Annotated in this window: 27 protein-coding genes; 14 read left to right on the forward strand and 13 right to left on the reverse strand. The window is 74.8% G+C overall.

The features are described 5' to 3' along the window. Nucleotides 1-126: 126 nt before the first annotated feature. The 5 genes from ACRAKH_RS10320 to galE all read left to right on the forward strand — a co-directional run bounded on the left by ACRAKH_RS10320 (nt 127) and on the right by galE (nt 4,892). Nucleotides 127-1,434 (forward strand): hypothetical protein, encoded by a 1,308-nt coding sequence (locus ACRAKH_RS10320; RefSeq protein WP_380730393.1) that lies wholly within the window; start codon nt 127-129, stop codon nt 1,432-1,434. A gap of 231 nt (nt 1,435-1,665) precedes the next feature. Continuing rightward, entirely contained in the window at nt 1,666-2,787 is a 1,122-nt protein-coding gene (locus ACRAKH_RS10325; RefSeq protein ID WP_447009767.1) for a Cmx/CmrA family chloramphenicol efflux MFS transporter, read from the forward strand. Between the two features lie 34 nt (nt 2,788-2,821). After that, nucleotides 2,822-3,400, forward strand: coding sequence for a TetR/AcrR family transcriptional regulator (locus ACRAKH_RS10330; RefSeq protein ID WP_380729708.1), 579 nt, complete (start codon nt 2,822-2,824; stop codon nt 3,398-3,400). A gap of 1 nt (nt 3,401) precedes the next feature. Beyond that, nucleotides 3,402-3,827 carry a tautomerase family protein gene (locus ACRAKH_RS10335; RefSeq protein WP_380729706.1) on the forward strand — a complete coding sequence of 142 codons (426 nt, stop codon included), beginning with the start codon at nt 3,402-3,404 and terminating at the stop codon, nt 3,825-3,827. A 63-nt stretch (nt 3,828-3,890) separates the two neighbouring features. Then, the gene (galE, locus tag ACRAKH_RS10340; protein WP_380729704.1) at nt 3,891-4,892 is read left to right on the forward strand and encodes a UDP-glucose 4-epimerase GalE; all 1,002 of its coding nucleotides are present in this window, start codon (nt 3,891-3,893) and stop codon (nt 4,890-4,892) included. 7 nt (nt 4,893-4,899) lie between these two features. On the opposite strand, the gene ACRAKH_RS10345 is transcribed toward galE, so the two are convergent. Further along, a complete protein-coding gene (locus ACRAKH_RS10345; protein ID WP_380729702.1) occupies nt 4,900-5,223 on the reverse strand; it encodes a hypothetical protein in 324 nt (107 codons plus the stop codon). A gap of 284 nt (nt 5,224-5,507) precedes the next feature. On the opposite strand from ACRAKH_RS10345, the gene ACRAKH_RS10350 reads away from it, so the two are divergent. Genes ACRAKH_RS10350 through ACRAKH_RS10360 form a run of 3 tightly spaced genes read left to right on the forward strand, consistent with a single transcriptional unit; the run spans nt 5,508 to nt 10,111 of the window. Then, a complete protein-coding gene (locus ACRAKH_RS10350) occupies nt 5,508-5,990 on the forward strand; it encodes a methylated-DNA--[protein]-cysteine S-methyltransferase (protein WP_380729710.1) in 483 nt (160 codons plus the stop codon). 5 nt (nt 5,991-5,995) lie between these two features. Then, a complete protein-coding gene (locus ACRAKH_RS10355; protein ID WP_380729700.1) occupies nt 5,996-6,880 on the forward strand; it encodes an aminoglycoside phosphotransferase family protein in 885 nt (294 codons plus the stop codon). 51 nt (nt 6,881-6,931) lie between these two features. Next, nucleotides 6,932-10,111, forward strand: a complete 3,180-nt coding sequence (locus tag ACRAKH_RS10360; protein ID WP_447009768.1) for an AfsR/SARP family transcriptional regulator — start codon at nt 6,932-6,934, stop codon at nt 10,109-10,111. A gap of 40 nt (nt 10,112-10,151) precedes the next feature. Here ACRAKH_RS10360 and ACRAKH_RS10365 read toward each other — a convergent pair whose 3' ends face one another. Further along, complete coding sequence (locus ACRAKH_RS10365) at nt 10,152-10,853, reverse strand: helix-turn-helix transcriptional regulator (RefSeq protein WP_380728631.1); 702 nt, start codon at nt 10,851-10,853, stop codon at nt 10,152-10,154. Nucleotides 10,854-10,933: 80 nt separating this feature from the next. On the opposite strand from ACRAKH_RS10365, the gene folE reads away from it, so the two are divergent. Beyond that, nucleotides 10,934-11,524, forward strand: coding sequence for a GTP cyclohydrolase I FolE (gene folE / locus ACRAKH_RS10370; RefSeq protein ID WP_380728633.1), 591 nt, complete (start codon nt 10,934-10,936; stop codon nt 11,522-11,524). A 16-nt stretch (nt 11,525-11,540) separates the two neighbouring features. Beyond that, the gene (locus tag ACRAKH_RS10375) at nt 11,541-12,776 is read left to right on the forward strand and encodes an NAD(P)/FAD-dependent oxidoreductase (RefSeq protein ID WP_380728635.1); all 1,236 of its coding nucleotides are present in this window, start codon (nt 11,541-11,543) and stop codon (nt 12,774-12,776) included. A gap of 19 nt (nt 12,777-12,795) precedes the next feature. Here ACRAKH_RS10375 and ACRAKH_RS10380 read toward each other — a convergent pair whose 3' ends face one another. From ACRAKH_RS10380 to ACRAKH_RS10405, 6 genes are all read right to left on the reverse strand, one after another. Further along, the gene (locus ACRAKH_RS10380; RefSeq protein WP_380728637.1) at nt 12,796-13,107 is read right to left on the reverse strand and encodes a hypothetical protein; all 312 of its coding nucleotides are present in this window, start codon (nt 13,105-13,107) and stop codon (nt 12,796-12,798) included. Between the two features lie 28 nt (nt 13,108-13,135). Further along, a complete protein-coding gene (locus ACRAKH_RS10385) occupies nt 13,136-13,639 on the reverse strand; it encodes a GreA/GreB family elongation factor (RefSeq protein WP_380728639.1) in 504 nt (167 codons plus the stop codon). 156 nt (nt 13,640-13,795) lie between these two features. Then, complete coding sequence (locus ACRAKH_RS10390) at nt 13,796-13,963, reverse strand: hypothetical protein (RefSeq protein WP_380728641.1); 168 nt, start codon at nt 13,961-13,963, stop codon at nt 13,796-13,798. Between the two features lie 6 nt (nt 13,964-13,969). Further along, nucleotides 13,970-15,229 carry an NAD(P)/FAD-dependent oxidoreductase gene (locus ACRAKH_RS10395; RefSeq protein WP_380728643.1) on the reverse strand — a complete coding sequence of 420 codons (1,260 nt, stop codon included), beginning with the start codon at nt 15,227-15,229 and terminating at the stop codon, nt 13,970-13,972. Nucleotides 15,230-15,468: 239 nt separating this feature from the next. Further along, nucleotides 15,469-17,028: a PucR family transcriptional regulator gene (locus ACRAKH_RS10400; protein ID WP_380728645.1), complete on the reverse strand. Its 1,560-nt coding sequence runs from the start codon at nt 17,026-17,028 to the stop codon at nt 15,469-15,471. 67 nt (nt 17,029-17,095) lie between these two features. Next, nucleotides 17,096-17,527, reverse strand: a complete 432-nt coding sequence (locus tag ACRAKH_RS10405) for a MarR family winged helix-turn-helix transcriptional regulator (protein ID WP_380728647.1) — start codon at nt 17,525-17,527, stop codon at nt 17,096-17,098. A 105-nt stretch (nt 17,528-17,632) separates the two neighbouring features. Here ACRAKH_RS10405 and ACRAKH_RS10410 point away from each other — a divergent pair, with 105 nt between their 5' ends. The 4 genes from ACRAKH_RS10410 (at nt 17,633) to ACRAKH_RS10425 (ending at nt 19,324) form a co-directional block, all read left to right on the forward strand. Then, entirely contained in the window at nt 17,633-17,905 is a 273-nt protein-coding gene (locus ACRAKH_RS10410; protein WP_380728649.1) for a DUF3040 domain-containing protein, read from the forward strand. Beyond that, nucleotides 17,902-18,084, forward strand: a complete 183-nt coding sequence (locus ACRAKH_RS10415) for a hypothetical protein (protein WP_447009769.1) — start codon at nt 17,902-17,904, stop codon at nt 18,082-18,084. Before ACRAKH_RS10410 ends, ACRAKH_RS10415 begins: the two co-directional genes overlap by 4 nt. Continuing rightward, complete coding sequence (locus tag ACRAKH_RS10420; protein ID WP_447009770.1) at nt 18,081-18,926, forward strand: universal stress protein; 846 nt, start codon at nt 18,081-18,083, stop codon at nt 18,924-18,926. Before ACRAKH_RS10415 ends, ACRAKH_RS10420 begins: the two co-directional genes overlap by 4 nt. Nucleotides 18,927-19,177: 251 nt before the next feature. Next, complete coding sequence (locus ACRAKH_RS10425; RefSeq protein WP_380730835.1) at nt 19,178-19,324, forward strand: hypothetical protein; 147 nt, start codon at nt 19,178-19,180, stop codon at nt 19,322-19,324. Between the two features lie 99 nt (nt 19,325-19,423). Here ACRAKH_RS10425 and ACRAKH_RS10430 read toward each other — a convergent pair whose 3' ends face one another. The 5 genes from ACRAKH_RS10430 to ACRAKH_RS10450 all read right to left on the reverse strand — a co-directional run bounded on the left by ACRAKH_RS10430 (nt 19,424) and on the right by ACRAKH_RS10450 (nt 26,757). Continuing rightward, nucleotides 19,424-20,656 (reverse strand): pectate lyase, encoded by a 1,233-nt coding sequence (locus ACRAKH_RS10430; RefSeq protein WP_447009771.1) that lies wholly within the window; start codon nt 20,654-20,656, stop codon nt 19,424-19,426. Nucleotides 20,657-20,917: 261 nt separating this feature from the next. Next, on the reverse strand, nt 20,918-21,955 hold the full coding sequence (locus tag ACRAKH_RS10435) for an NlpC/P60 family protein (RefSeq protein ID WP_380730411.1): 1,038 nt from the start codon (nt 21,953-21,955) through the stop codon (nt 20,918-20,920). A gap of 19 nt (nt 21,956-21,974) precedes the next feature. After that, on the reverse strand, nt 21,975-22,460 hold the full coding sequence (locus tag ACRAKH_RS10440; RefSeq protein ID WP_380730409.1) for a poly-gamma-glutamate biosynthesis protein PgsC/CapC: 486 nt from the start codon (nt 22,458-22,460) through the stop codon (nt 21,975-21,977). Continuing rightward, nucleotides 22,457-24,457, reverse strand: coding sequence for a poly-gamma-glutamate synthase PgsB (gene pgsB / locus ACRAKH_RS10445; protein ID WP_447009772.1), 2,001 nt, complete (start codon nt 24,455-24,457; stop codon nt 22,457-22,459). The genes ACRAKH_RS10440 and pgsB overlap by 4 nt, the downstream gene beginning before the upstream one ends. Next, nucleotides 24,454-26,757, reverse strand: coding sequence for a HAMP domain-containing protein (locus ACRAKH_RS10450; protein WP_447009773.1), 2,304 nt, complete (start codon nt 26,755-26,757; stop codon nt 24,454-24,456). Before ACRAKH_RS10450 ends, pgsB begins: the two co-directional genes overlap by 4 nt. Between the last annotated feature and the right edge of the window lie 13 nt (nt 26,758-26,770).

Here is a 26,770-nt window from a genome sequence, read left to right on the forward strand (position 1 = left end):
GCCCTGCGCCGACGGTGTGACACCCGTGTGGACAGGCAGTGGCTTTTCCGCCCAATTGCGGTGAATTGTGGCGCGGAGCCCGGTGGGGTGGGGGTCGGGCCGTTCACTTGGCTCGGGGGAGGTGCCGTGGAGCGGTCCGTCGACGGTTCGACCGGCCCGGTGCGCCGCGAGGCGGACGCGGCGGGCCTGTCCCAAACGATCACGCACAGCGCAGCGCACCTCGTGGTCCAGGCCGGCCGCGACGTCAGCGTCGACCAGGTCAACCACATCAACCAGGTCAACCACTTCACCCAGGTCACCGGCCGCGATCCCGGCTACCGGATCACGGGCTACCCGCCGACCGGGCCGGGTGTGACGCCGGCGGTGGACGGGCGCGGCCTGCCCGCCCAGCCGAGCCACCTGCTGGACGCCCGCTTCGCGATCGTGGACTTCACCGCCAGGGACGCCGAGGTGCGCGACCTCGCGCGGTGGTCCGAGGGCGGGAACCGGGCGGTGCGGTGGTTGCACGCGCCGGGCGGGCAGGGCAAGACCCGCATCGCCGGCCACGTCGCCGGCCGCGCCGCGCGGGCCGGCTGGCAGGTCGTCACCGCCGAGCTCACCGCCGGCCGCGTCGACGTCGGCGCACCGTCCACTCCGGACCCGGACGGCGAACCGGCCGGGTTGCTGCTGCTGGTCGACTACGCCGACCGCTGGCCGCTGGACCACCTGACGTCGCTGTTCGGCGACAGGGCGCTGCACCGGGACGTGCCCGTGCGCGTGCTGCTGCTGGCCCGCACGGTGCACGTGTGGCCGGCCCTGCGGCACGCCCTCGCCCAGGCCGGCTGGCCGCCGGACGCGTGCACGAGCAGCAGCCTCGACCCGCTGCCCGCCGCGGACTCCGCCCGCGACCGCATGTTCACCGCGGCCCGCGACTGCTTCGCCCGGCACTACCGGATCGCCGACCCCGAGGTGATCGACGTGCCGGACTGGTTGCGGCGCGACGAGTTCGGGCTCACCCTCGCCGTCCACATGGCGGCGCTGGTCGTGGTCGACCGCCACGCCCGGCCCGCCGACCGCCCGGCCGCGCCCGAGAGCCTGACCGGCCTCACCGGCTACCTCCTGGACCGGGAGCGCAACCACTGGGACACCATGCACGACCCCGCCCGGACCAGGGGCGGGTGGGCGACGTCGTCGACCGAGATGGCCCGGGTCGTGTTCACCGCCGCGCTCACCGGCCCCCTCGCCTACCGCGACGCCAAGGCGGTCCTCGACGCCGTCGGCCTCGGCGAAGGTCCGGGAGTTGTTGCCGCGCCAGGGGAACCCAGGTCACCGGGACGCGGCCCGGGTGCTGGCCGTGGAGATCGCGCGCATGCCGTCGCCGGACGAGGTGGCCCGCCGGCTGCCGGAGTTCGCCCGGCCGGAACGCGGTTGATCACCGGCCGGACCCGTGGGTAGGGTTCGCGGGGTGACGAGCCCCGAGTCGGACAGAGCGGAGCCGCCGGTCGTCCGGCGGCGGGTCGCCTGACCGGTCACCGACCGGCTCCCCGACCGACCCCTCTTCGGCGACCGGAGACGCGTTCCGCGTGTCCGGCCGGTGGCTCGTGCCTTGGCCGTCGACGACGTGCCTCCAACGGCCGGCACGCGGATGTCCTCCACCCGCGCATGCCGACGTCGGAGTCGATTCCCGTGCCCGTGTTCGTCTACGTCCTCAGCCTTGCCGTCTTCGCGCAGGGCACCTCCGAGTTCATGGTGTCCGGTCTCGTGCCGGGCATCGCCGCCGACCTGTCCGTGTCGGTGGCCGCCGCCGCGAGCCTGACCTCCGCCTACGCGATCGGGATGGTCGTGGGCGCGCCGGTGATGGCCGCGTGGAGCGCCCGGTGGCCGCGCCGCCGCGCGCTGGCAAGCTTCCTGGCCGCGTTCGTCGTCGTGCACGTCGTCGGCGCGGTCACGACCGACTTCTCCGTGCTGTTCGCAACCCGCGTCGTCGCGGCGATCGTCAACGCCGGGTTCCTCGCCGTCGCGATGTCCGCCGCCGCGGCACTGGTCGGGCCGGCCCGGCAGGCCGGGGCGACCGCCGTGCTCGTGGCGGGCGTGACGTTGTCGTGCGTCGCGGGCGTGCCGGCGGGCGCGGCGCTCGGCGAGTGGGCCGGGTGGCGGTCGGCGTTCTGGGCGGTCGCGGCCCTGTGCGTGCCCGCCCTGGCGTTCGTGTTCCGGTCCGCGCCCGCCGACGCGGCCGAGCGGCGGGACGTGTCGGTGCGGCGGGAGGCGCGGGCGCTGCGGTCGCCGTCGGTGCGGCGGGCGCTGGTGCTGGCGGCGCTGGTCAACGGTGCGACGTTCGCGACCTTCGCCTACCTCGGGGTCATCGCCACGGGTGTCCTGCCCGCCGGCGCGGTGCCGGGTCTGCTGGCCGCGTTCGGCGTGGGCGCGTTCCTCGGCGTGACGGCGGCCGGCCGGCTGGGCGGCGGCTGGCTCGTGGTCGGCGGGGTGTGCGCGCTGCCGCTCGGGTGGGCGGCGCTGGCCCTGGCCGCCACGCACGCCGTGCCGCTGTTCGTCCTGGCGGTGGTGCTCGGCGGGTTGTCGTTCGGCGTCGGGTCGACGCTCGTCGGGCGCGTCATGCACGTCGCCGCGCACGCGCCGTCGTTGAGCGGGGCGTTCGCCACGGTCGCCCTGAACGTCGGCGCGTTCGCCGGCCCGCTGCTGGCCGGGGCCGTCACGGGGACCACGGGCGACTACCGGGACGCCGCGTGGGTGAGCGCCGGCCTGGCCGCAACGGCGATAGTGCTCGTCGCACGTCGGACGAGGGACTAGCGGACTGTACCTACTGGTATGTACGGTCGAGTTCGTGGACACGAGGGAACGCCTCATCGAGAGCACGCGTGAGCTGTTGTGGGAACGCGGTTACGTGGGCACGAGCCCGAAGGCGATCCAGGCCAGGTCCGGGGCCGGCCAGGGCAGCATGTACCACCACTTCCGCGGCAAGCCGGACCTGGCGCTGGCCGCGATCCGGCGCAGCGCGGACGAGCTGCGGGCCGGGGTGGAGGCCGTGTTCTCCGGCCCCGGCACCGTGGTCGAGCGGGTGACGACCTACCTGCGGTGGGAGCGCGACCTGCTCAGGGGCTGCCCGGTCGGCCGGTTGACCCAGGACCCCGAGGTGATGGCCGACCCCGACCTGCGGCGGCCGGTCGAGGAGGTGTTCGCCTGGCTCACCGACCGGCTGGCCGGGCTGCTCGCCGAAGGCCGCGCGGACGGCGAGCTGGACGCCCGGCTCGACCCCCTGACCACGGCGACCGCGCTGGTCTCCGTGCTCCAGGGCGGTTACGTGCTCGCCCGCGCCGCCGCATCACCCGACGTCTACGCACGCGCGGTGGACGGCGCCCTCGGCCTGCTGGCGCCCGCCGCACCCGGAAAGGGGAACCGCTGACATGCCCCTGGTCCGCATCGACGCGGTGGGCGCGGACCCCGCCCGTCTCGACGCGCTCGGCCGCGCCGTCCACGAAGCCCTGGTCGAGGCGATCGGCATCCCGCCGGACGACCGGTTCCAGATCCTGGTGGGACACGACGGCGTCGGCAGCACGCTGCGCTACGACGACTACCTCGGCCTGCACCGCGACGACGGGATCGTGATCGTCTCGATCACCATGCGCGCGGGGCGGACGGACGCGCAGAAGCAGGCGCTGTACCGGCGGATCGCGGAACTCGCTTACGAGCACGCGGGCACCGAGCCGCGCAACGTGGTCGTCACCGTGACCGAGAACGGGCCGGCCGACTGGTCGCTGGGTGACGGCGTCGCGCAGTACCTCGCTTCTCCTGGAGTGGCCGATCCGCCCTCGGCGGTCGCGCGGGAGTAGCGCGCGCCGCCCGGTCCCTGTTGCCGTAGTGCGAGGTGCGGACGACATGCGGAGGGGGCCCAGGTGAAGGTCCTGATCACGGGCGCGGCCGGGTACATCGGCAGCACCATCGCGTCGGCCTGTCTGGACGAGGGCATCGTGCCGGTGGTGCTGGACAACCTGGTCACCGGCCGGGAGGAGTTCACCCGCGGGCGGGCCTTCTACCGGGGCGACATCGCCGACGGCGGCGTGGTGGACCGGATCTTCGCCGAGCACCCGGACATCGCGGCGACCGTGCACTGCGCGGCGCTGGTGGTCGTGCCGGAGTCGGTCGCCGACCCGGTCCGCTACTACCGCGAGAACGTCGCCAAGACCGTCGAGCTCGTGGCCCACCTGCTGCGCAACGGCTGCGAGCGGGTCGTGTTCAGCTCCTCCGCGTCCATCTACGCGCCGGACGGCGGCGGTCACGTCGACGAGTCGTCCCCGATCTCGGCGAGCAGCCCGTACGCGCGGACCAAGGCCATCACGGAGATGGTGCTGGCGGACATCGCCGCCGCGACCCCGTTGCGGGTGGTGGCGTTGCGCTACTTCAACCCCATCGGCGCGGACCCCAAGCTGCGCACCGGCCTGCAGGCGGCGAACCCGTCGCACGTGCTGGGCAAGCTCTTCGAGGCGCACCGCACCGGCACGCCGTTCCGCGTCACCGGCGTCGACTGGCCGACCCGCGACGGCAGCGCGATCCGCGACTACATCCACGTGTGGGACCTCGCGCTGGCGCACGTCGCGGCCCTGCGCAAGTTCGACGAGGTCGTGCCCGCGGCCGGCGGCGCCTCCTACGAGGTGATCAACATCGGCACGGGCGACGGCACGACCGTGCGCGAGCTGGTCGACGCGTTCCAGCGGGTCGTCGGGGCACGCCTGGTGGTGGAGGACGCCGAGCCGCGCCCCGGCGACGTGATCGGCTGCTACACCGACAGCGACAAGGCCGCGTGGCTGCTGGAGTGGAAGACCGAGCTGGGCATCGCGGAGGCCATCGAGGACTCCTTGCGGTGGTCCGAGCGGCGTCCGCTGGTGCTGGGCGAGTGAGGGGCGCTCAGCGGGACCGGGTCTGGTCGTGCACGCCGTGCCGGAGCGGTGTGTGGTCGGCGGGGGAGTGCGCGGGCGAGATCGGGTTCTGCCGCTGCGAGTGGGTGACGCCAGGCGCGTTGCGCTGGTCGCCGCCCGAGGGCTCGGCGCCGTTGGCCAGCTCGTCCAGCCGGGCGTCCAGCAGCTGGAGGACCGGCACGCGGTGGCCGTGGTCGCGCTCGTGGTCGCGCACGCGCCGCAGGTCGTCCTCGTCCAGCGACCGGATGCGGTGCCGCAGGTCGGACAACGGCAGCTGGTCGTAATCGGGCAGCGGGAAGTCGTCGTGGCTCATCTTCTCGCGTTACCCCGCCGCACATCGGGCAAACCGGCCGGGCCGCCGGGTTCACTCACCGGTGCGCAGGGTCGGTGCGTCGACCAGATGACGGGGGTGCGCGTGGACGTCGGCTTCGGGTGGGCGGACCGGTTCGAGGTCGAGATCCGCGACTGGCCCGCCCGCGGGGTCACTCCAGGAGCAGGCGGAACGGGTGCGCGCGGGCCGGTCGTGGACGTGTGCCGACCGTGGCCGGGGTCGTGGCGGGCGGCAGAATGGCGGGCATGTCCCCAGCAACCCCCGGGGTGGCCGTGCACACGGTCGTCGACAGCCCGGTCGGCGAGATCACCCTGGTCGCCCGTGACGGCGCGCTCGCCGGCCTGTACCTGACCGAACACCGGCACCGCCCGGCGTTCGAGACGTTCGGCGACCGCGACGACGGCCCGTTCGGCGAGGTGGTCGCGCAGCTGGAGGAGTACTTCGCGGGCGAGCGCACCGACTTCGATCTGCCGCTGCACCCGGTCGGCACGCCGTTCCAGCGCACGGTGTGGCAGGCGTTGCGGGGCATCGGGTTCGGGGAGACCGTGTCGTACGGGGAGCTGGCGGCCCGGATCGGCCGACCCACCGCGTCCCGCGCGGTCGGCCTGGCCAACGGCAAGAACCCGATCAGCATCATCGTGCCGTGCCACCGGGTCGTCGGCTCGACCGGCGCCCTGACCGGGTACGGCGGCGGCATCGAGCGCAAGCGCCTGCTCCTGGCCTTCGAGAGCGGCGCGCACGCGTGGTGATCGCGGTGCCGCCGGAGTTCGCCCGGTGGCGCGCCCAGGTCGAGGGCGAGGCCGGCCGGGAGTGGGTGGCGGGCCTGCCGGACCTGGTGGACCGGCTGTGCGCGCGGTGGCGGCTGACGCCGGACGACACGCCGCCGCTCCACGGCGGGCTCGGCCTGGTGGTCCTGGTCCACCGGGGCGACGTGCCGTGCGCGCTGAAGGTGAGCCAGCTGGAGGACGCCACCGTCGACGAGGCCTTGGCGTTGACGACGTGGGACGGGCGCGGCGCGGTGCGCCTGCACGAGGCGGACCCCGAGGTCGGCGCGCTGCTGCTGGAACGGCTGGACCCGGCGAAGTCCCTGCACGACCTGGACCTCCGGTCGGCGGCCGAGGTGGCGGGCGGGCTGATCCGCCGCCTGGCCGTGCCCGCGCCGGCCGGCGTGCGGCCGTTGGCCGGGATCGCGGACGTCATGGTGGAGCACCTGCCGCGGCGGCAGCGCGCGCTGGGCGATCCCGTGCCGCGGAGGTGGGTGGACGCCGCCCGCGGGTTCGCCGCCGAACTCGGCGCGGTCGACCACGACGTGCTGGTCCACGCGGACCTGCACTACGGCAACGTCCTGGCGGGCGACCGGGAACCGTGGCTCGCCGTGGACGCACGGGCGGTGCGCGGCCGGCCGGAGTTCTCGGTGCCGGAGCTGATGTGGACCAGGGCCGACGACGGCGCGCTGGACTCCGACACCGCGGTGCGCCGGCTGTTGGCCGTGATCGTGGCCGCCGGTGAGCTCGACGCCGACGCCGCGCACGGGTGGGTGGTCGCGCGGTGCGTCGACTACTGGCTCTGGGGCCTGGAGAACGGCCTCACCATCGACCCCGCCCGGTGCCGGAAGGTGTTGTCCGCGCTGCTGTCCTGACCACGTCGCCGGAACGCCGGCGGCTGCGTTACGTTGTCGGCGGGGGTGTGGATGTACTTCGAGGTGTTCGGCGCGGTCGAGGTCGTGGCGTCCGACGGGACCAGGACGCCGTTGGCCGCGCGGAAGCCGCGACTGGTGCTGGCGTGCCTCCTGCTGCACGCGGGCGAGCCGGTGAGCGTCGACCGGCTCGTGGCCGCGTTGTGGGGCGACCACCCGCCGCGGTCGGCCGCCGGGAACGTCAAGACGTACGTCTGGCAGCTGCGCCGCCTGCTCGCCGGAGACCGTGCCGACGACCGTGCCGGCGACCGTGCCGACGACCGTGCCGGCGGCCGGTCCGACGACGGGGCGCCGCCCATCGACAACGACGGCAACGGCTACCGCCTCCGCGTCGGGCGCGCCCGCGTCGCGCACCTGCTGTTCGCGGACCGCGTGGCAGCCGGGTGCCGGGAACGGGCGGAGGGCGACCCGCGGCGTGCCGCCGAGGTGCTGTCCGGCGCGCTGGCGCTGTGGCGCGGCGACCCGTTCCCCGAACTCGCGGGCCCCGACGTCGACGCCGTCCGGGCGAGGCTCGCCGACCACCGGCTCACCGGGCACGAGCACCTGGCGCGCGCCCTGCTGGACCTCGACCGCCCGGACGAGGCGGTGGCCGCGTTGCGCGGCCTGGTGGCCGAGCACCCGTTCCGCGAACACCTCCAGGCCACGATGGTCACCGCGCTGCACCGCGCGGGCCGGTCCGGTGAGGCGCTGACGCTGTTCGAGCACGTCCGCCGCACGCTCGACCGCGAGCTGGGCGTGCTGCCCGGACCGGAGCTGCGCGGGGCGCACCTCGCCGTCCTCGGCGACGACGCCGAAGCGCCGGCCGCGCCGGCGCGCCGGGTGGCGCCCGCCCAGCTCCCGACCGCGCCACGCGGGTTCGTCGGCCGTGACGACGTCCTGCGGGCGATGGACGCGCTGGTGGACGACCCCGACCCCGCGCCGTTCGTGCTCACCGGCACGGCAGGGGTGGGCAAGAGCGCCTTGGCGTTGCACTGGGCGCACCGGGTGCGGTCGCGGTTCCCGGACGGCCAGCTGTTCGTCGGACTGCGCGCGCACGCCGCCGGCCCGCCGTTGGGGCCGCGGCAGGCGTTGGAGCAGCTGCTGCACGCGTTGGCGGTCGACCAGACCCACCGCCCGTCCGGGGTGGACGCGGCCGCGGCGGCGCTCCGGTCGGCGCTGGCGGACCGCCGCGTGCTGGTGGTCCTCGACGACGCCGAGGACGCGGCGCAGGTCCGCCCGCTGCTGCCCGGCACGCCCGGCTGCGCGGTCGTGGTGACCAGCCGGAACCGGCTCGACGGCCTGGTGGCCCGCGAGGGCGCCCGGCAGGTGCGGCTCGACGCGCTGACGCCCGAGGACGGCGTGGCCGTGCTCGACCGGATGGTCGGCGCGGACCGGCTCGCCGCCGACCGGCCGGCGGTCCGCGAGCTGGTCGCGCTGTGCGGCGGGCTGCCGTTGGCGCTGCGGATCGCCGCGGCGCACCTGCTGGCGCGCCCGGACCGCTCGATCGGCGACTACGTCCACGAGCTGCGCACCGGCGACCGCCTGGCGGGCCTGCAGCTGCACGGTGACCCGGAAATGGCCGTGCGGGCGGCGATCGACCTGTCCCACGCCGCGCGGACCCCCGTCGAGCAGCGGCTGTTCCGCCTCCTGGGCCTGGTGCCCGGACCGGACACGACGCCGGCCGCGGTGGCGGCGCTCGCCGACGTCGACGTCGTCGAGGCCGAACGCGGCCTGCGCGCCCTGGTCGCCGCGCACCTCGTGGAGGAACCCGCGCCGGGCCGCCACGCGCTGCACGAACTGGTCCGCCTCTACGCCGCCGAACGGGTCGACGAGGGCCGGGCCCCGCTGGACCGCCTGCTCGGCTGGTACGTCGACACGGTCGACCGGGCCGCCGACGCGCTGGACCCCGGCCGCCACCGCCTCGCCCGCCCCGACGCGCCGTGGGCGCCGCGCGAGCCGGTGGCGTTCCCCGACGCCGCCACCGCGTCCGCCTGGCTCACCGCCGAGGTCGCCAACGTCGCCGCGATGGTGCGCACCGCCGCCGACATCGGGCCGACGTGGGCCGCGTGGTGCCTCGCCGACGCGTTGAAGGGGCTCTTCCTGCGCGGCAACACGGCGCACTGGCCGGCCGTGCTGGAAGCGGCGTTCCCGACCGCGACGGACCCGCTGCCGTCCTCCGCGATGCACAACAGCGCGGGCATCCTGGGCCTGACCCGGGGCGACTACACGGCCGCGGCCGACCACTTCACCGCGTCGATCGACGCCGCCACCGCCGCGGGCTGGCGGCTCGGCCAGGCGGGCGGCCTGATGAACCTCGGCGTCCTCTACTACTACACCGGTCCACTGAGGACGGCCCTCGACTACCTGGTCCGGGCCGAAGCGGTCACAGTCGGCGCGCCCGAGTGCCTGGGGCACGCGGGGATGATCCAGCTCAACCTCGGCTCGACCGCGCTCGGCCTCGGCCGCCCGGCCCAGGCCGTCGAGCACCTGACGCGGGCGTTGGCCATGCAGGAGGAGTCGGGGTACGAGCGGGCCCGCGGGATCGGCCTGCTGCTCCTCGCCGACACCCACCTCCACACCGGGGACCTGGCGGGGGCGCAGGAACTCGTCGACCGCGCGGAGGCCCACATCCGGACGACCGGGGTGGACCACGAACTGGCCCGCTGCCACGAACTCCGGGCCCGCCTCGCCCTCGCGCAGGGCGACCACCGCCTGGCGCACGTCCTGCTGGGGCGCGCCGCCGCGCTGGCCGAGGGCGACCACACGACCGAGGTGGACACCCGCAACACGACCGCGACGGCCCACCGCCACACCGGCCGGCCGCACCGCGCGATCGCCCTGCACCGCCACGCCCTGGCCGACTGCCGCCGGTCCCGCTACCTGCGCGGCCAGGTGGACGCCCTGATCGGCCTGGCGGCCACCTACCGCGCCCAGGACGAGCCCGACGAGGCCGCCCTCCACGCGGCCGCCGCGCTGGACCTCGCGCACGCCGCGGACCTGCGGCCCCTGGAGGCCCAGGCGTTGACCGAACTGGCCGCCGCCGACCTCGCGCGCGGCGACCACCGGGCCGCGCACCTCAACGCCGGCAAGGCCCACGCCCTCGACGTGGAGACGGGTCGGGGACTGTCCGAAGCGCCCGCGCTCCTGCGGCGGGCCGAGGCCGCCGCCCGCACCGCGTTCCGCCGGCGGGGGTAGCCGTCACGCCGCCCTGCGGACCCGGACGGCGCCGGGCACGTCACCCGGTCGGCTGGTCCTCCGGGTCGAGGCGGACGCAGCAGAGGCCGGGCGCCGGGACGAGCCGCGCGACCAGCCCCGTGTCGGCGAGGCCGTCCAGGAGGCCGTCGAGGAGGCACAGGTTCATGCCGCACACGAGTCGCATGTGCTGCTGGACCAGGCTGTGGAACGGGCAGTTGCCGAGCACGATCGAACGGTCCTCGGTGCGCGGCTCGAAGCCGAACCGCTCCAACGCGTGCCGCGCCGCGACCGGGCCGGGGTCGTCGGTGCGGGCGGATCGTCCCAGCTCACGGCCCACTTCGCGGGCCCGCCGGTCGAGCACCGCGCGGGGTGACTCGCCGGTGTCCGCCGCCTCCTGCACGGCGTCGGCGAGGAGGTGCCCGGCCAGTTCGTACCGCCGGTCGGGCAGCGAGACGGCGATCTGCTCGGCCGAGCGCCGGTAGAGCTTCGCGGGCCGGCCCGCGCCGGGTCCGGTGCGCCCGGTGCGGCGTTCGCGCACGACTTCCAGCAGCCCTTCGGTGACGAGCCGGTCGAGGTGGAACGCGACCGTGGTGCGCGGGACGCCCACCGCCTCGGCGGCCTCGTCCCGGCTCACCGCCGCAGGGCTGCGCACCACGAAGTCGTAGAGCCGACGTCGGGTCGGCTCGTCCAGCGCCGCGACGGCGGAGACGTGCGACGTCCGCGGCTGGTCGCCCTCGGCCATCTCTAAAATCCACTTCTGTTGACGAAATTAGGTCGAGCCTTCTAAGGTTAGCTGAAGTTGTCGATAGAAGGAGGCGCGCCGTGCACCCGCAGCTGCAAGTGGTCCACGGGCGCGGCGGCGTCGACGTCGAGGCCGCCCGACGGGCCGTCGCCGACCTGCTCGTCGCCCTGGGTCGAGACCCCGGGTCGGAACACCTGGCCGACACCCCGAAACGGGTCGCGCACGCCTACGTCGAACTGCTCACGCCGCGCGAGTTCGACCTGACGACCTTCCCCAACGAGGAGGGCTACGACGAGCTCGTGCTCGCGCGCGGCATCCCGGTGCAGTCGCTCTGCGAGCACCACCTGCTGCCGTTCCACGGCGTCGCCCACGTCGGCTACCTGCCCGGCGAGCGCATCCTGGGACTGTCGAAGCTCGCCCGCGTGGTCGAGCTGTTCGCCCGCGACCTGCAGGTGCAGGAACGGCTGACCAAGCAGGTCGCCGACTGGCTGCAGCGGCACCTCGCGCCACGCGGCGTCGGCGTCGTGATCGAGGCCGAGCACCTGTGCATGTCGTTGCGCGGCGTGCGTGCCGCCGGCACCAGCACGGTGACGTCGGCGTTGCTGGGCGCGCTGCGCGAGGACGGTCGGTCGCGGCACGAGTTCTTCGCCCTCGCGGGCGTCAACGGGTGAGTCCCGAGGAGAGGTCATGGGCGCGGAACAGGTGTTCGTCGTCGTGGGTGCCGGACCGGCCGGCGCGAAGGCGGCGGAAGCGTTGCGGGAGCGGGGTTTCACCGGCCGGGTGGTCCTGGTCGGCGACGAGGGCGAGCGGCCCTACGAACGCCCGCCGCTGTCGAAGGGCTACCTGCTCGGCGAGCAGGACCGCGCGGCGGTCGACGTGTTCCCGGAGCAGTGGTACGGCGAGCACTCCGTGGAGCTGCTGCTCGGCTGCCGCGTCACGGCGCTGGACCGGGCCGCCCGCCGGATCGGGCTGGCCGACGGCCGGTCTCTCGGCTACGACAAGCTCCTGCTGGCCACGGGCGCGTCGCCGCGCCGCCTCCGCGTGCCCGGCGCGGAGCTGGACGGCGTCCACTACCTGCGCCGCCTCGGCCACTCCGACCGGTTGCGCGAGGCGGTGGAGCGCGGCGGGCGGATCGTCATCGTGGGCGGCGGGTGGATCGGCCTGGAGGTCGCCGCCGCGGCACGCACGCGCGGCTGCGAGGTGACCGTCGTGGAACAGGCGCCGACCCCGCTGCACGCCGTGCTCGGCCCGGAGGTCGGCGGCGTGCTGGCCGACGTCCACCGCGGCCACGGCGTCGAGTTCCGCTTCGGCACGGCGGTGGCGGGCTTCCGCGGTGGCGGGCGGGTCTCGGCCGTCGTCACCGCAGACGGTGACGAGCTGCCCGCCGACGCGGTGGTCGTCGGCGTCGGCGCGCGCCCGAACACCGACCTGGCGGAGGCGGCCGGCCTCACCGTGGACGACGGCGTCGTCGTGGACGGCGCGCTGCGCACCGACGACCCGCACATCCACGCCGTGGGCGACGTGGCGAGCATCCCCAGCGCGCGCTACGGACGGCGGCTGCGCGTGGAGCACTGGGCCAACGCCATCAGCGGCGGCCAGTCCGCGGCCAGGGCGATGCTCGGCGAGGACATCGCGCACGACGAGCTGCCGTACTTCTTCTCCGACCAGTACGACCTCGGGCTGGAGTTCGCCGGCTGGTTCCCGCCCGGCGGCTACGACCGCGTCGTCACCAGGGGAGACGTGCCCGGCCTCGCGTTCCACGCGTTCTGGCTGGCGGGCGACGAGCTGGTGGCCGGCATGCACGTCAACCTGTGGGACGCCGGCATCGGCGAGGTCCAGGAGCTGATCCGGCGGCGGCGACCGGTCGACCCGCGCCGGCTGGCCGACACCTCCGTCCCGCTCACCGCCCACCTCGAAGGCTGACGGCGCCCACCCCGCCGCGCTAGCCGGCGGGGACCTCCGCACCGCAGCGCTCGCACGCCGCCGGCGGCTCGGATTCGAGGAACAGCCCGCACTCCGGGCACACGCGGGACAGCCAGCAGACCGGGTCGCCGCCCTCCTCACGCATGGGTCGGGCCGCCACCGGTTCCACGCGCTCGCCCTCCGCGGGCCGGACCGCCGCCGGTTCGCCGCGCTCGCCCGGCACGTACGGGGCCGCCATCGGTTCCACGCACTCGCCTGCCGCCGGCCGCGCCGTCGCCGGGCCGTCCGGTGTCACGCCGGCCGCCGGTTCGCCGTCACCACTGCCCGTCATCGGCCCGACCTCCGCTCCGCCGGCGAGTCTAGTTCCCTTGTCCCGTCAGCGGTTCCCGCGCGGGCGGGGCGGTTCGGTGGTGGCCGTGGGGGACGGCGTCCAGCAGGGTCACGCGGACCAGGTCGCCGTTCGGCACGCGGTAGGCGCGCCGGTCGCCCCGGCGGGCGCCGGTGAGGGCGGTGCCCAGCGGCGAGTCGGGGGAGTAGACCTCGATGTCGCCGTGCTCGGCGGCCCGCAGGCCCAGCAGGAACGTCTCCGTCTCGCCGGTGTCGTCGTAGCGGACCGTCAGCACCATGCCGGGTTCGGCGATCCCGTCGTCGGGCGGGTCCTGACCGACGACGGCGTGCCGCAACAGGTCGCGGATCTCGCGGATGCGCTCGCGCCGACGCCTCCGGGCGACCACGCGGTCGTCGTCGGTGGTGGAGTCGGTCTCGGCGGGCGGGCCGGCGTCGGCCGCGAGGAGGGCGGCGAGTTCGTCCTCCAGCCGTCGGTGGGCCTGGGGCGTCAGCCAGACGCCGCGGGTGCTGGTCATGGTGGCCTCGGAGGTCGGCGGGTTCGGGCGGGGTGCCGTCAGGGCGGCCGGGGGAGGGGCGGGACGCCCTGACGGCGGGGGTGTCCGCGTCGCCGGGTCTTGGTCGACGCCGGCTCCGCGGACGGAGGGTGGCTGGTGGGCTCGTGACAGCCGGGGTCAGCGGTCGGTGGTGCGCAGGCGCAGGATGTCGTCGACGTCGCGGGCGTAGTCGGTCGCGATGCGCAGCAGGATGTCCCGCTGCACGCGCAGCAGCTCGTTCTCCGACCGCAGCCAGGCCAGCTCGTCCCGTTCCGCCCCGGTGAGCCGGGAATCCGCGGTGTCCACGGCGGCTCAGCGCAACGGGTCGAACGGGCGCAACGCCTGCGGCTGCTTGCCGGTGGTGATCTGCTCCGCCAGCAGCCGCCCGGTGACGGGACCGTGCGCCAGTCCCCACATGCCGTGCCCGCCGGCGACGTACACGCCGGGCGCGCGCACCGCGCCGATCAGCGGCCGACCGTCCGACGTGACGGGGCGCGGGCCGACCCACACGTCGGTGCGCTCGTCCCAGCGGACGCCGTCGAGCAGCGGCCGGGCCGACGCGATGATCGCCTCCAGCCGCGCGGGCACGCCGGGCGCGTCGGGGTCGCGGAACTCCATCGTGCCCGCGACGCGCAACGCGCCCCGGTAGGGCGTGCACGCCACCCGCACGTCCGGCAGGTAGACCGGGCCGGGCACCGGGCGGTCCACCGGCACGGTGAACGAGTAGCCGCGCCCGGCCCGCACCGGCACCCGGACACCCCACCGGGTCGCCAACCGGGACAGCCACGCGCCGGTCGCGACGACCGCGACGTCGGCCGCCACGGCCTTGCCGGAGCGGGGGTGCACGGTGACGCCCTTGCTGTACGTCCGGACGTCGGCGGCCTCGAACACGCGGATCGTGGCGCCGCGGGCGACCACCGCCCGTCCCAACGCCCGCACGAACGCGCCGGGGTCGATGTGCCGCTGCCCGTCGACGCGGACGCCCGCCGTGAGCGCGGAGGACGCGAGGGGCACGTGCTCGCGCAGCCGGTCGACGTCCAGTTCGACGTGGTCGACGGGCTGCCCGGCGGCGGCCATCCGGCTGAGCTCCCGCAGCAGGCCCTGTGCGTGCTTCGGCGTCGCGAACGCGGCGGTGATCGGGCCGTCGACCACGGTCGCGTCCACGCCGTTGGCCGTCAGCACGTCGAACGCCTCGGCGCACTCGTCGTTGAGCGGCACGTTGGCCCGCACGGCCTCCGTCCACGACGACCAGCGGCAGTGCGCGGCGAACCGGGCCAGGAAGCCCCACAGCCCCGGGTCGAACGTCAGCGGGATGTGCAGCGGCGCGGTCGGGCTGAGCAGCGACCGCAGGCCGTAGCGCAGCACGGACGGCTCGTTGAGCGGGATGGTGAGGCCGGGCGCGATCCACCCGGCGTTGCCCCAGGACGCGCCGGCGGCCACGCCGGTCCGGTCGACCACCGTCACCTCGACGCCGCGCTCCTGGAGGAACCACGCCGTCGACAGGCCCACGATGCCCGCGCCGACGACCACCGCCGACCTCGGTCCGCCGTCGATGCGCTCGACGTCGACCATGACCACCTCCGCGTTCGGTACCGCCTGTCGAAGCCAGCATGGCTCGGGCGGGGCACCGGGCTGTTGTCCGTGACGGACAATCGGAGGGGTCGATCTTGTCGGTTGCCGACAGCCGCTCCGAACGACAGCCGCTCCGAACGACAGTCGCTCCGAACGACAGTCGCTCCGAACGGCGGCCGCGCGAATGCCGACCGCGCGAACGGCGACCGCCGGAACGGCGACCGCGCGGACGCCAGCCGTCAGCCGCGCGCAGGCTCGTCGTCGGCCTGGTCGTCGGTCGCGGCGAGGTCGATGATCATCGCGAGCCGCTTGCGCGGGTCGTCGAGGTCGAGGGCGGTCACCTCGGCCATCTTCCGCAGCCGGTACCGCATGGTGTTCGGGTGCACGCCGAGCCGGTCGCCCGCCTGCGCCAGGTCGCCCTGCGCCTCCAGCCACGCGCGCAACGTCGCCACGTAGTGCGTGCCGTTGACCGCGTCGTGCCGGCGCAGCTCCGCCAGGGGCCCGCGCGCCGGGGTCCGCCCGGTCCGCGCCGCCGCCCGCAGCCGTTGCAGCAGGATGTCGTCCCACGACTCGTCGTACGCGGGCGGCACGGTGTCCGGCGAGCGCGCCTCGTGCAGCGCCAGGCACTCGTCGGCCTCCTGCCTGCCGGCGGGCAGGTCGTCCGCCGCGGCGACCCCGCCGATGCCCGCCGTCACCGTCACGGTGGCGGGCAGCGCGGCCCGCAGCAGCGCCACCCACTCCCGCGCCGCCGTCACCTGCTCGCCCGGCAGCACGGTGTAGAGCGTGTTGCCGGCCAGGGTGCTGCGGCCGGGCCGTGACCAGCCGAAACCCGTCGTGGCCCGTTCGAAGGCGAGCAGCAGGGCGGCGTGCCGCTCGGCGGCGATGTGCGCGCGCACGGCGATCACCCGCAGCGGTCCCGGCGGCAGCCCGAGCCTGCTGACGACGGTCGCCGCGTCCGCCGTGCCCTCCAGCAGCCGGATCACCAGGTCGGACTCGACCTGCCGCTCCAGGTCCGCGCTGGCGCGCGAGCGCAGCAGGTGCAGCGCGACCGTGCGGGCGCCGTCGGCCAGCGCCGTGCAGCGGACCCCGGTGAGCGGGCTGCCGCACGTCACCCACACCGAGCCGAGCAGCTCACGCCCCGCGCGCACGGCGACCACCATCCGGCCGGTCAGCCCGTGCTCGCGGTCCTCCTCGACGAACAGCGGCTCGTCGTAGGACGCCAGGTAGGCGAACACCCCGCGTTCCTCGAACAGCTCGCGCAACCCGTCCGGGGCCTGGCGGCCGAGGATCGTCGCCAGCCGGGCCGGGTCCGCGCCCTGCTGCGAGCTGGAGTACGCCAGCACCCGCGACAGCCGGTCCTCGATGGTCACCGCGCCGCCGACCGCGCCCGCCAGGCTGTCGGCCAGCGCGAACAGGTCGGTCGGGCCGCGGCCGGACTCGGTCTCCCGGCCCTCCAGCACCAGCCCGTAGACGACGCCGGCGAGCTGGCTCCACGACACCGCCGGGTCGACCACCATGACCGCGACGCCCTCGCTCGTGCCGACCGCCGTCGCCTCGCGCTCGACCTCGGCGTCACCGTGGATCAGCACGACGCTCGCCCGTGCCGCCACCGCCCACCGCAGGGCTTCGCCCACCGAGCCCGCGCCGACGGCCAGGAACACGTCACCGCCCACCGCGCGGGCGGCGGTCGACTCGTGCATGACCACGCTGCGCAGTTCCGTCGACCGGGGCACCGGGCAGCAGGCCAGCCTCACACCGTAGCCACCCAGCACGTTCGCCAGGCGGTCCAACCGCACCATGCTCCACCCCTTGTCCCGGACGACGACCCACCGTAACCGGAGTGCCCGGCCCCGCCCCGACCCGAGGTCACTCGTCGCCCCAGATGGGGAGCGCCAGGGTCGATCCCATGCGGCGGAGTTCGGCGCGGTGCAGCGCGCTGAGGCGGGCGAGCACCTGCTGCCCGTAGTCGGTCAGCTCGACCCGCACTACCCGCGCGTCGGACGGGTCGGGGGTGCGGCGCACCAGGTCCTGCTTCTGCGCTCGGTTGACCAGCTCGACGACGCTGTGGTGGCGCAGCTGCAGGCGCTCGGCCAGCTCGCCCACCGCCGCCCACTCGCGACCGGGGAAACCCTTGAGCGCCAACAGGAGCTGGTACTGCTGCGGAGCGAGGCCGTGACCCCGCACGGTTTCCTCGCTGAACCGCAGGTACCGGCGGATCGCGAACCGGAAGCGGGCCAGCGCCTCGAAGTCCTGCTTGGTCAACGGCTCCGCGTCGAGACCTTCCTCGTCCCCGGTCATGCGCTCATCGCACCACGCGTCGCGGTGCGCGGCGCGATCACCCCGGCCACGCGCCGGTCTATCGTGTTACGATATTAATCTCTGCGAGGCACCAGGAGGTGTGTCGTGCTCAGTGACGCCGAACGCCAAGCGCTGCGCGACATCCAGCGCCGGCTTGCCGCCGACGACCCCGACTTCGTGCGCCGGTTCCGCTCCGCCGGACGCGGCCGGACGGTGGCGAGGCGACGGAACGCCGCGCGCCGCAGGGTGGCCCGCCTCGGCGCGATCAGCCTCGCCGAAGTCGTCATCGCCCTCGCCGTCGTCGGCCCCAACGTGCTCACCGAAGCCCGGATCGCCGCGCTCCGGCAACCGCCGGCGCCGCGGAGGAGCACCCGATGACGGCCCTGCACGCGTGGCCGACGCTCGCGCGCGGGTTCCCGGAACACGCCGGCCCGCCGGCCGCCACTTCGCCGGCCGCCTCCTTGCGGTCCGCCACTTCGCCGGACGTCGTCTCGTCGGACGTCGTCTCGTCGGAGGTCGTCTCGTCGGCTGCGGCGCTGCCCGTCCCTGCCCGATGAGCCGGGTCGGGCAGGACCGGCGCGGCGGGCGTCCCCGCATCGTCGTCGGCTTCGACGGCTCCCCGAACAGCGTGGTGGCGCTGGACTGGGCACTCGGCGAAGCGGGGCTGCGCGACGCGCGCGTCGTCCTCTGCCACGTCCACGAGGCGGGCGGTGAGGAGGCGGCGTGGGACGTGCTCGGGCTCGGCGTCGAGCACGCCGGCCGCCGTGAGCCGCGCGTCGCCGTGACCGGGGCGCTCGTCGCCGGCAACCCGGCCCGCCACCTGGTCCGGTCCGCCGCCGACGCGTTGCTGCTGGTCGTCGGCGCACGCGGCTCGGGCGGGTATCACGGCCTGCGGCTCGGCTCGGTCAGCGACCAGGTCGCCCGGCACGCCCGGCGGGCGTTCGCGGTGGTGCCCGAGGTCGGCGACCGGGCGGGCGGTGGCTCGGGCCGGCGGGTCGTGGTCGGCGTCGACGGTTCCGCGGCGGGCGACGCGGCCCTGGCGTTCGCGTTCGACGAGGCCGCCCGGCGCGGCGCGGACGTGCACGCGGTCCACGTGGTCGACCCGGACGCGTCGCTGGTCGAGGACGACGTGCCGCGCGCCGAGGTGGAGCGGCGTCGGCTCGCCGCGGCCGACCGGGTGCGCGGGCTGCTCTCCGTCCACGCCGCGACGCACCCCGGCGTGCGGGCGAGCGGCCAGGTGCTGTCGGGTCCGCCCGGCGCGACGTTGGCCGCGGCGGCGTCCGGCTCGGAACTGCTGGTGCTCGGCGCGCGCGAGCACCGCGACGTCGACACGCTCACGGCGGGCACGACGAGCCACGCCATCGTCCACCACGCGACGTGCCCGGTCGTCGTGGTCTGACCGCCGTGCCGGGGACCCCGTAGTCCTACGGATGCGCGGGCGTGCGGCGGGACGGCAGGCTGGGCGCGTGGACGACCTCGACCAGCGGAAGCGGAGACGGCCCGGTGCGGCGCTCGCCGGTTTCCTCGTGCCGTTCGGGCTGCTGGCGGTGATCGTGCTCGCCTACCGGGCCAAGTACTTCGACGCGCTGGGCTGGCGCGGCGGCGAGTACGCGTACGCGTTCATCGGCGTCACGCTCGGCGCGGTGGTGGGTGGGGACCGTGCTGAAGGCGTTCCGGCCGCCGTGGAACTCGGTGGGCACCGGCGTGATCATCGGCGGCGTGCTCGGCGTCCTGCTGGCCGTCGGGCTGGTCGTGGTGGTCCTGGTGGCGCTGCGGCAGTGGTCTCAGGGGTACTGAGGGGGGTACTGAGGGCACTGACAACGAGGTTCGGGGGACATGTGCGGCGGCGCGGCCGGGGATCACCCCCGACCGCGCCGCCCGTCGCAGTGCCGACCACTACCGCCTGGTGATGTCGGACTCGGAGTAGAAGCAGTTCTTCCCGTCCGCGCCCTCACCGATCTTCTTCGGCTCGCTGCCCTTCGGCACACCCTGGTACTTCTCGCAGATCACCGTGCTGCCGTAGACCGTGATCCGCGAGAACCGGGCGGTGTCGCCCCAGTTCGTGTTGATCCCCGCCAACACCTTCGTCGTGCGCGCCGTGACACCGTCCATCACCACGTGCCGCTGGTACGACGTCGAGCAGTTGCCACACGCCCGGTACAACTTGCCCGAGCTGTGCACCTGGAAGTTCCGGATCGTCACCGTGCCGGCGCCGTTGTGCTGGAACACCTTGTCCGACCCGGACTTCGCACCGCCACCGTCCACCAGGTACGTCGCCGACGCGCTCGGGCTCTTGAACGTCGCCGCGTCCTCGCCCACGTCGTTCCACCACACGTTGCGGATCGTGCACGAACCCTCGCAGTGGATCCCGTCACCCGCCGGCGCGTCGATGAACAGGTTCTGGATCGTGCCGCCGTGGGCCACCACGAACATCGGGTCCTGACCCTCGCCCTGACCACCGTCCCCGATCCCGTAGAACCGCTTCATCCCACCGTCGAAGAACGTCCCCACGTTCCGCGTCGTCGTCTGGTGCACACTGCCCGAGTCGGTCGGCCACGGCCCACTGCCGTCACCGCCACCACCCGGAGCAGTCGTCGACGTGGACGTCGTCGTGGACGTGGTGGTGCGGCTGGTGGTCGACGACGACGTGCCGGTGGACGTCGCGGACGTCGTGGTCGACGTGGGCGAGCCCGTGCACACCACGCCGTTGAGCTTGAACGACGTCGGCGCGGGGTTCGAGCCGGTCCACGTGCCGTTGAAGCCGGGGGTCGTGGAGGCGCCGGTGGCGAGGGAGCCGTTCCACGAGGCGTTCCGGACGGTCACCGTGCTGCCGGACTGGCTGAACTCGCCGCCCCACAGCTGGTCGACGCGCTGGCCGGCGGTGAAGGTCCACTCCAGGGTCCAGCTCGACAGCGGGTCGCCCACGTTCGTGATGGTGACGTTCGCGCCGAACCCGCCGCCCCACTGGTTGACGACGGTGTAGTCGACCTTGCAGCCGGCGGCGGCGTGGGCGCTCTGCCCGCCGGCCACCACCATCGTCGCCGCCAACGCCGTGACCGACGCCGCGGCCGCCATCGCCGCCAGCCGACCGGTGGGCCTTGTCGTGCGGTTGCCTGTGCGCAAACTCATGCGTCGCCTCCTTGCGAGCGAGTTCCGTCGAGCAACTCCCCGTTGTTGTGCACATATCTGAACTAGTAGTTCGCACAACGTGTTCTGGGAGCGCTCCCGGAGACAATAACGCGTGGCAGGCGGATTGCACAGGATGTTCACGCACGTGAATGGAACGCCGGAATAATTGCTATTTCGACTGATTCGGCGAAACGCAGTCGAACAATGGTCGAATGGCGTTCGACGGCAATTGCGGCGGTGGTGGCGGTGATGTCGGCGCGCTCAGAGGCGGCGCGCGGACCGCCACGACGTCGAGTAGTGGCCGCCGTCGTCGAGCAGGGAGGTGCCGCCGACGTCGCCGAGCGTCGGCCCGTTGATGCGCTCCCGGCTCGAGATGAACCGGTGGTGGCCGTCGCTGTCGAGGCCGAAGTAGATGCCGACGTGGTCGAGCGTCTCCGGGTCGTCCTCCACCTCGAAGAACACCAGGTCGCCGGGCTGCAGGATGCCGTAGTCGGTGGCGCGGCGGCGCTCGTCGGCGACCAGCTGGACGCCGGGGCCGAACTGCGAGATCGCGAACGCGCGGCGGGGGATGCCCGGACCCGCCGTGTTGGTGCCGAGCAGCGGCATGCCGAGGCGGTAGCCGAACACCAGCCGCACGTAGCCCGAGCAGTCCACGGAGCCGTAGCGGCTGTCGTCGGGTCGGCCGGTGACGCCGTTCGGGAAGTCCCACGGCACGCCCAGGTAGTCGTAGAAGTCCGACTGCTCCTGGCGTCCCGCGCCGGACGACTTGACCGGCCCGAACGACGCGTCGCCGCGGAAGCGCACGCCCTCGGCGTCGGTCTTGGCCGGCGCGTCGACGAGGTACTCGGTGGCGACGGCCAGCACGTCCGGGCTGGTGTCCGCGCGGGCCTCGTCGAACCAGGACCGGAACCAGTCCGAGGTCTCCGCGCCCGCCTGCCACGGCCTCGGCAGCAACCGCACCCAGGCGGCCGTGTCGATGGTGGCGGAGGTGGCCTTCGGCTCGCTGAACGTGCGGCGGGGGCCGTCGAGGACGGCGGTCCGGGCGTCGTCCGTGAACGTGGCGACGACCGTGCCGGCCCGGTCGCGGACGACCGTGCGCGCGGGCTGGGCGAGCCGCTCGTAGACCAGGTCGGCCACCGGCGCGACGTGGCTTTCCGCGGGGATCGGGGCTTCCACGTGCCCCACGGCGGGCGGCACCACGGCGGCGTCCTCGGTCGGCCACCACACGACGACGCCGACGACGAGCGCGACGACCACGGCGGCAGCGGCCAGCGCCGGACGTGCACTTCCCCGCTTCACGGCACCTCCAGCGAGCCTCTCAGACCGTCGGCACGAGTCCGACCAGCACGCCGCTGGCCAGCACACCGTAACCCGCGGCGCTGACCGTACCGGTCGCCAGGACCGTCACCAGCGGAGGCTGCCGGACGAGCTGGTAGGCGATCAGGCCCGGCACGACGAACCCGAGCGTCTGGTGCGCGAACAGCAGCGGGTAGTCGTTCTGGATCAACATGAACAACGTGGTCTGGAGCAGCACGCCGGTCAGCACCACGGCGGCGAAGAGCCTCTTGCCGTAGAGGATCACCGCCCGTTGCAGCAGCTTGACCGCGCCGAACGTCACCGCGCTCATCGCGACCACGAGCAGGGCCCGCCGGTAGTCCTCGACGAGCGTCAGCGCCAGCCACCCCGGGGTGATCATGCCGCCGGGGGACAGGTTGGTGGTGAGGTAGCAGGCGAGCGAGAACACCAGGCCGATGGCGAGGCCGAGCGTTGCCACCTCCGGGAGGAGGAGAGATCCGTTGGTCACAGGGACTTCCAGTGTCGAGGTGCGGGCTGGTCGCCCTGGTGTTCCGTGGCGGGGGGTTCGGCACTCCGGGGTTCGGAGCTCCAGGGTTCGGAGCTCCGGGGTTCGGCGCCGTGGGAGTCAGTGCCGTGGGGTCCGGTGCCGTGGGGTTCGGGGTGGCGCGGTTCGGGGCGGTGAGGTGGCACCCGACGGGGTGGTGCGCCAGGGGGTGGCGTCCCGTGGGGTTGTCCGCCGTGGGCCGGGATCCCCCGCGGCGGTGTGCCGGGCGGCTGCTGCCGGCGAGGTGGGACGCGGTCGGGCGGCGTTCCGGGCTGGGCGACGTGCGGCGCGGCCGGGGGTTCGAGCCGCTGGGTCGGCGGGTTCGGCGGGACCGCGGGTCCGTTGGCCCGCCGCGGTTCGGCCCGCTCGGCCCGGTCCCGCGGCGGCTCGGCGAGCGGTTCGGGCCGCTCACGTCGGGCGCGCCGCGGGGGGTCGGCGACCGGCCGCTCCGCGTGGGGTGGCGGGTCGACGGGGTGGAGGAACCGGGTCCGGTCGTCGTCCGCCCGATCACCGCGCGACGGCGGCCCGACCGGGCGGATGAGCTGCGTCCGGACGGCGTCCGGCGGCGCGGAGGGCTGCTGCCGCCGTCCGGCGGGGTACTTCGGGCCCTGGGGTTCGAACAGGCTGCCGCTGACCGCGTCCTGCTCCTCCGGCAGGTCGTGGACGGGTGGCGCGACGCGCGTCGGCGGGGTGCGCGGCGGCACGGCGCGGGGTGGTGCGGTGGTCGGCGGTGCGGCAGCGGGCGCCGACTGGGGGCGTTCGCGCACCGCGGGCCGCTCGTCCGGCGCGACCGCTTCGAGCCCGTCGAGCGCTTCCAGCAGCACTTCGCCCTGGCCGTGGATGTTGCCGATGGCCACCAGCGACGCGGTGTCGTCGATGTCGGCCAGGATCGCGTCCAGCAGCTCCTCGGCCGAGCGGGCGCCGCCGAGGTCGTTGACGACGTCCTGCCACTCCTCGCCGATGGTCGACCGCGCGCTGCGGGTCGGGTCGCCGATCAGCACGACCCGGTCGGGGTCGATCCGGGCGACCAGCTCGCCCATCTGCCGGTTGCGCTCGACCCGGTCCGGCCGGCAGTTGATCACCACGTGCAGCGGGCGGGCGATCGAACCCTGCTCCAGCAGCCGCTCGATGTTCATCAACGTCGACTCGGGGTCGTTGGCGGCGAACACGTTGGCGAGCTTGACCACCTTGCCGTCCGCCACGCGGGTCTGCACGGAGAGCACACCGGGGTCCGGCGGCGCGGACCACATGCCCGTCAGCGCGAGCTGCCGGTTGACGCCCAGCAGCTCCGCCACGGCCAGCGCGATCGCCACGTTCTCCTTGAAGGTGACCCAGCCGAACCCGGCCATCTCCTCGTCGGTGACCGACTCGGGGTCGACCGCGATCAGCTCGCAGTCCCGCTTGGCCGCCTCCTGCTCCAGGATGTGCAGCCGGTCGCGCTCGGCCGTCACGCAGATCCCGCCGACCGGCATGGACCGGCTCAGCGAGCGGGCCACGTCGTCGAGCGTGGGGCCCATCTCGGCCAGGTGGTCCTCGCGGACGTTGCACAGCACGCCGATGGTCGACTGGATCAGCTTGCTCTGGTTGATCTCCTGGAGGTCCGGCATCACCGCCATGCACTCGATCACCAGCACGTCGGACCGGTAGGCGGCGGCGCGGCGCACGATGCCGATCTGCTCCACGACGTTCGCGATGCCCCACTTGCGGTAGACGGGTTCCTCGCTGCCGTCGGGGTGGATGAACCGCGCCGCCGTGCCGGTCGTCTTCGCCGTGGTGACGAGCCCGCCGCCGCGCAGCGCGCCCGCGCACAGGCGGGTGATGGAGCTCTTGCCGCGGATGCCGTTGACGAGCACCCGCTGCTCGATGCGGTGCAGGTGGGCGAAGTGCTTGCGCTGTTCCAGCACGCCGCAGACGAGCAGGCCCGTGGTGAGGACCAGGAAGACCACGTACAGGTAGGTCACGCCGAACCCCGCCCGACCTTGGGACGCGGGGGTTCCGGCGCCGGCCTGCGCGGCGCGGCGTGCCTGGTCCGCGCGGAACGCTCGGCCGGACGCTCGGCGTGACGCTCGGCCGGACGTTCGGCGTGACGTTCGGCCGGACTTTCGGCCGGCCGTTCGGCGTGACGCTCGACGTGACGTCCCGAACGGTCCGGCGCACGTTCCGGAGCCCGTTTCGCGTGTGGTTCGACCGGCTTCATCAGCATCGTCGGGTCGGTGGCCGCGCCGCGCGGGCGGCGGACCTCGCCGAGGCGGTCCGGCCCCTGCACCACGGCCTGGCGGCAGATCTCCAGGCAGGACGCGATCGTGCCGATCTCGTCGTGCCGCTGGGGGTAGATCACCGCCTGCAGGTCGCCCGCCACCATCCGGTCGGCCGCGCGCGCCACCCGGCGCAGCGGCCCGAGCACGGTGAACAGCAGCCACCCGTACCCGAACAGGGCGATCAGCGCGGTGATCAGCGCGACGAGTTGGACGTGCCGACGGGCCTCGTTCACCGGCAGCGCGAGTTCGACGCCGGGCAGCTCGGTCACGACCGTCCAGCCCAGCGCCTCGACGTCGCCGCCGCGCAGGGCGGCGGAGGCCACGATCGACGGCCCGTCCGAACCGGGCCGGATCTCGCCGACGACGTCGCCGCGCTGGGCGAGCGCCGCGCTGTCGCGCAGGCCGGTGTCGGTCACCTCCTCGAAGGCGACGAACCCGTCCGTGGCGTTGACGGTCCGGAAGCCCCGGTCGACCACGCGGGCGTGCCCGGGGACGTGGTCCAGCAACGTGCGGAGGTGGTCGAGGTCGAACTCGCCGACCACCGCCGTGCCGCGGCCGGGGACGGGCACCTCCGCGAAGACCACCGGCACCCGGCCGGACTGGTCCTGCTGGCGCAGGCCGGCGGCCGCGGCGGGCGGCTCGGCTCGGCGCAGCGGCGGCCGGCCGATCGGGTCGCCCGCCGTGCCGGCCCGGTCGACCAGGTAGAGGCTGCGGAACCGGGTGTGGTTGGCGTGGAGCCCTTCGAGGGCGGTCCGCAGGGCGCGGTCGTCACCCGCCGTGGTCGCGAGGGCGGTCAGGTCGGCGAGGCCGCTGTTCATGCTGCGGCGCAACGCGTCGGTGGCCTTGCCGGTCTGGGCGCGGACGCTCGCCACCACGGCCACGGGGATGTCGACGTCGGTGGTCCGGAACGCCACGAGGGCGCCGGCGGACCAGCCGAACACCGACAGCGCGACCACGGCGGTCGCCACGCGTGCGGTGATCCCGCGGCGGGACGGGGTGGCCGCGTCGTCTTCGGCGTCGTCCGCGCGGTCGCCGCCGAGGAGCCGGTCTCGGCACAGCCGGGCGGCGGCCACGATGCGGGCCACCTCACCGGACGCGGCGGGGCGGATCTCGGTGCGGAGGTTGCCCGCGGCGACGCCGACCAGGTCGTGGCGCGCGGCCAGGACCGGACCCGTGACGTACCGCCTGACCAGCACGAATCCGAGGACGGCCAGCAGGGCGAGGATCGCGCCGGGCACGATGCCGGAGCCCTCGGCGCCGCTGCCGGCCAGCGGGCCGTCGGCGATGCCGACCACGGCCAGGTCGAGTCCGTCGGGAACGCTCGACGGCGTCACCCGCGCGTAGGCGACGGTCGGCTGGGTCAGTCCTGCCGCGGGACCGAGCAGCACGCCCGGCGTGCCGCCGCGCGCCGCCCGTCCCGCGTCCGCGACCAGCCCTTCGAGCTTCGCGTCCCGGTCCTGCGCCGGCGAGCCGGTGCTCGCGACGACCTTGCCGGACAGGGTGGCCAGCAGGAACGACTGCCGCAGCACCTCGTCCGCGTCGACGTCGGGCAGCCGCACGGTCGTGGACGCGGCGAGCAGCCGTCCGCCCGGCAGCGAGGTGGTGGTGATCAGCAGCAGTTGCCCGTTGGCGGCGGTGGTCGACGTGATGGCGACGTCGGCGACCGCGACCGGGATCGCCTGGGCGGGCACCGGCTCACCCCGCGTGGCGACCAGCGCGCGGGAAGGCCCGTCGAGCACCACCGCGCCCCGCCACCGCCGGTCGCGCACGAGCGCTTCCAGCACCGGGTCGACGTCGGCGGGCTTGGCGATCCCGGCCGACGCGGTCCGCAGGTCCCGCACGCCCTGGTTGGCGGTGGCGGCGACCGATCGCGCGACACCGGCGGCCAGTTCCTGCTGCGACTGGACGAACGCGCCGGGAACCGCCTGTCCGTCGGGATCGTCCAACAGCACGATCGTCGTCCCGGCGACTATCAGGAACAACACGAGCAGTAGCGCCGGCAACGTCCGGACCGTG

Source organism: Saccharothrix hoggarensis, assembly GCF_052936025.1.

Coding starts and splice junctions, on each gene's coding strand:
- ACRAKH_RS10345 (WP_380729702.1), bottom strand. CDS start 5,223: ATGAGCCACGACGACTTCCCGCTGCCCGATTACGACCAGCTGCCGTTG.
- ACRAKH_RS10385 (WP_380728639.1), bottom strand. CDS start 13,639: ATGACCAGCACCCGCGGCGTCTGGCTGACGCCCCAGGCCCACCGACGG.
- ACRAKH_RS10360 (WP_447009768.1), top strand. CDS start 6,932: ATGTACTTCGAGGTGTTCGGCGCGGTCGAGGTCGTGGCGTCCGACGGG.
- ACRAKH_RS10415 (WP_447009769.1), top strand. CDS start 17,902: ATGACGGCCCTGCACGCGTGGCCGACGCTCGCGCGCGGGTTCCCGGAA.
- ACRAKH_RS10430 (WP_447009771.1), bottom strand. CDS start 20,656: ATGAGTTTGCGCACAGGCAACCGCACGACAAGGCCCACCGGTCGGCTG.
- ACRAKH_RS10400 (WP_380728645.1), bottom strand. CDS start 17,028: ATGGTGCGGTTGGACCGCCTGGCGAACGTGCTGGGTGGCTACGGTGTG.
- ACRAKH_RS10375 (WP_380728635.1), top strand. CDS start 11,541: ATGGGCGCGGAACAGGTGTTCGTCGTCGTGGGTGCCGGACCGGCCGGC.
- ACRAKH_RS10335 (WP_380729706.1), top strand. CDS start 3,402: ATGCCCCTGGTCCGCATCGACGCGGTGGGCGCGGACCCCGCCCGTCTC.
- ACRAKH_RS10395 (WP_380728643.1), bottom strand. CDS start 15,229: ATGGTCGACGTCGAGCGCATCGACGGCGGACCGAGGTCGGCGGTGGTC.
- ACRAKH_RS10405 (WP_380728647.1), bottom strand. CDS start 17,527: ATGACCGGGGACGAGGAAGGTCTCGACGCGGAGCCGTTGACCAAGCAG.
- ACRAKH_RS10365 (WP_380728631.1), bottom strand. CDS start 10,853: ATGGCCGAGGGCGACCAGCCGCGGACGTCGCACGTCTCCGCCGTCGCG.
- ACRAKH_RS10380 (WP_380728637.1), bottom strand. CDS start 13,107: ATGACGGGCAGTGGTGACGGCGAACCGGCGGCCGGCGTGACACCGGAC.
- ACRAKH_RS10420 (WP_447009770.1), top strand. CDS start 18,081: ATGAGCCGGGTCGGGCAGGACCGGCGCGGCGGGCGTCCCCGCATCGTC.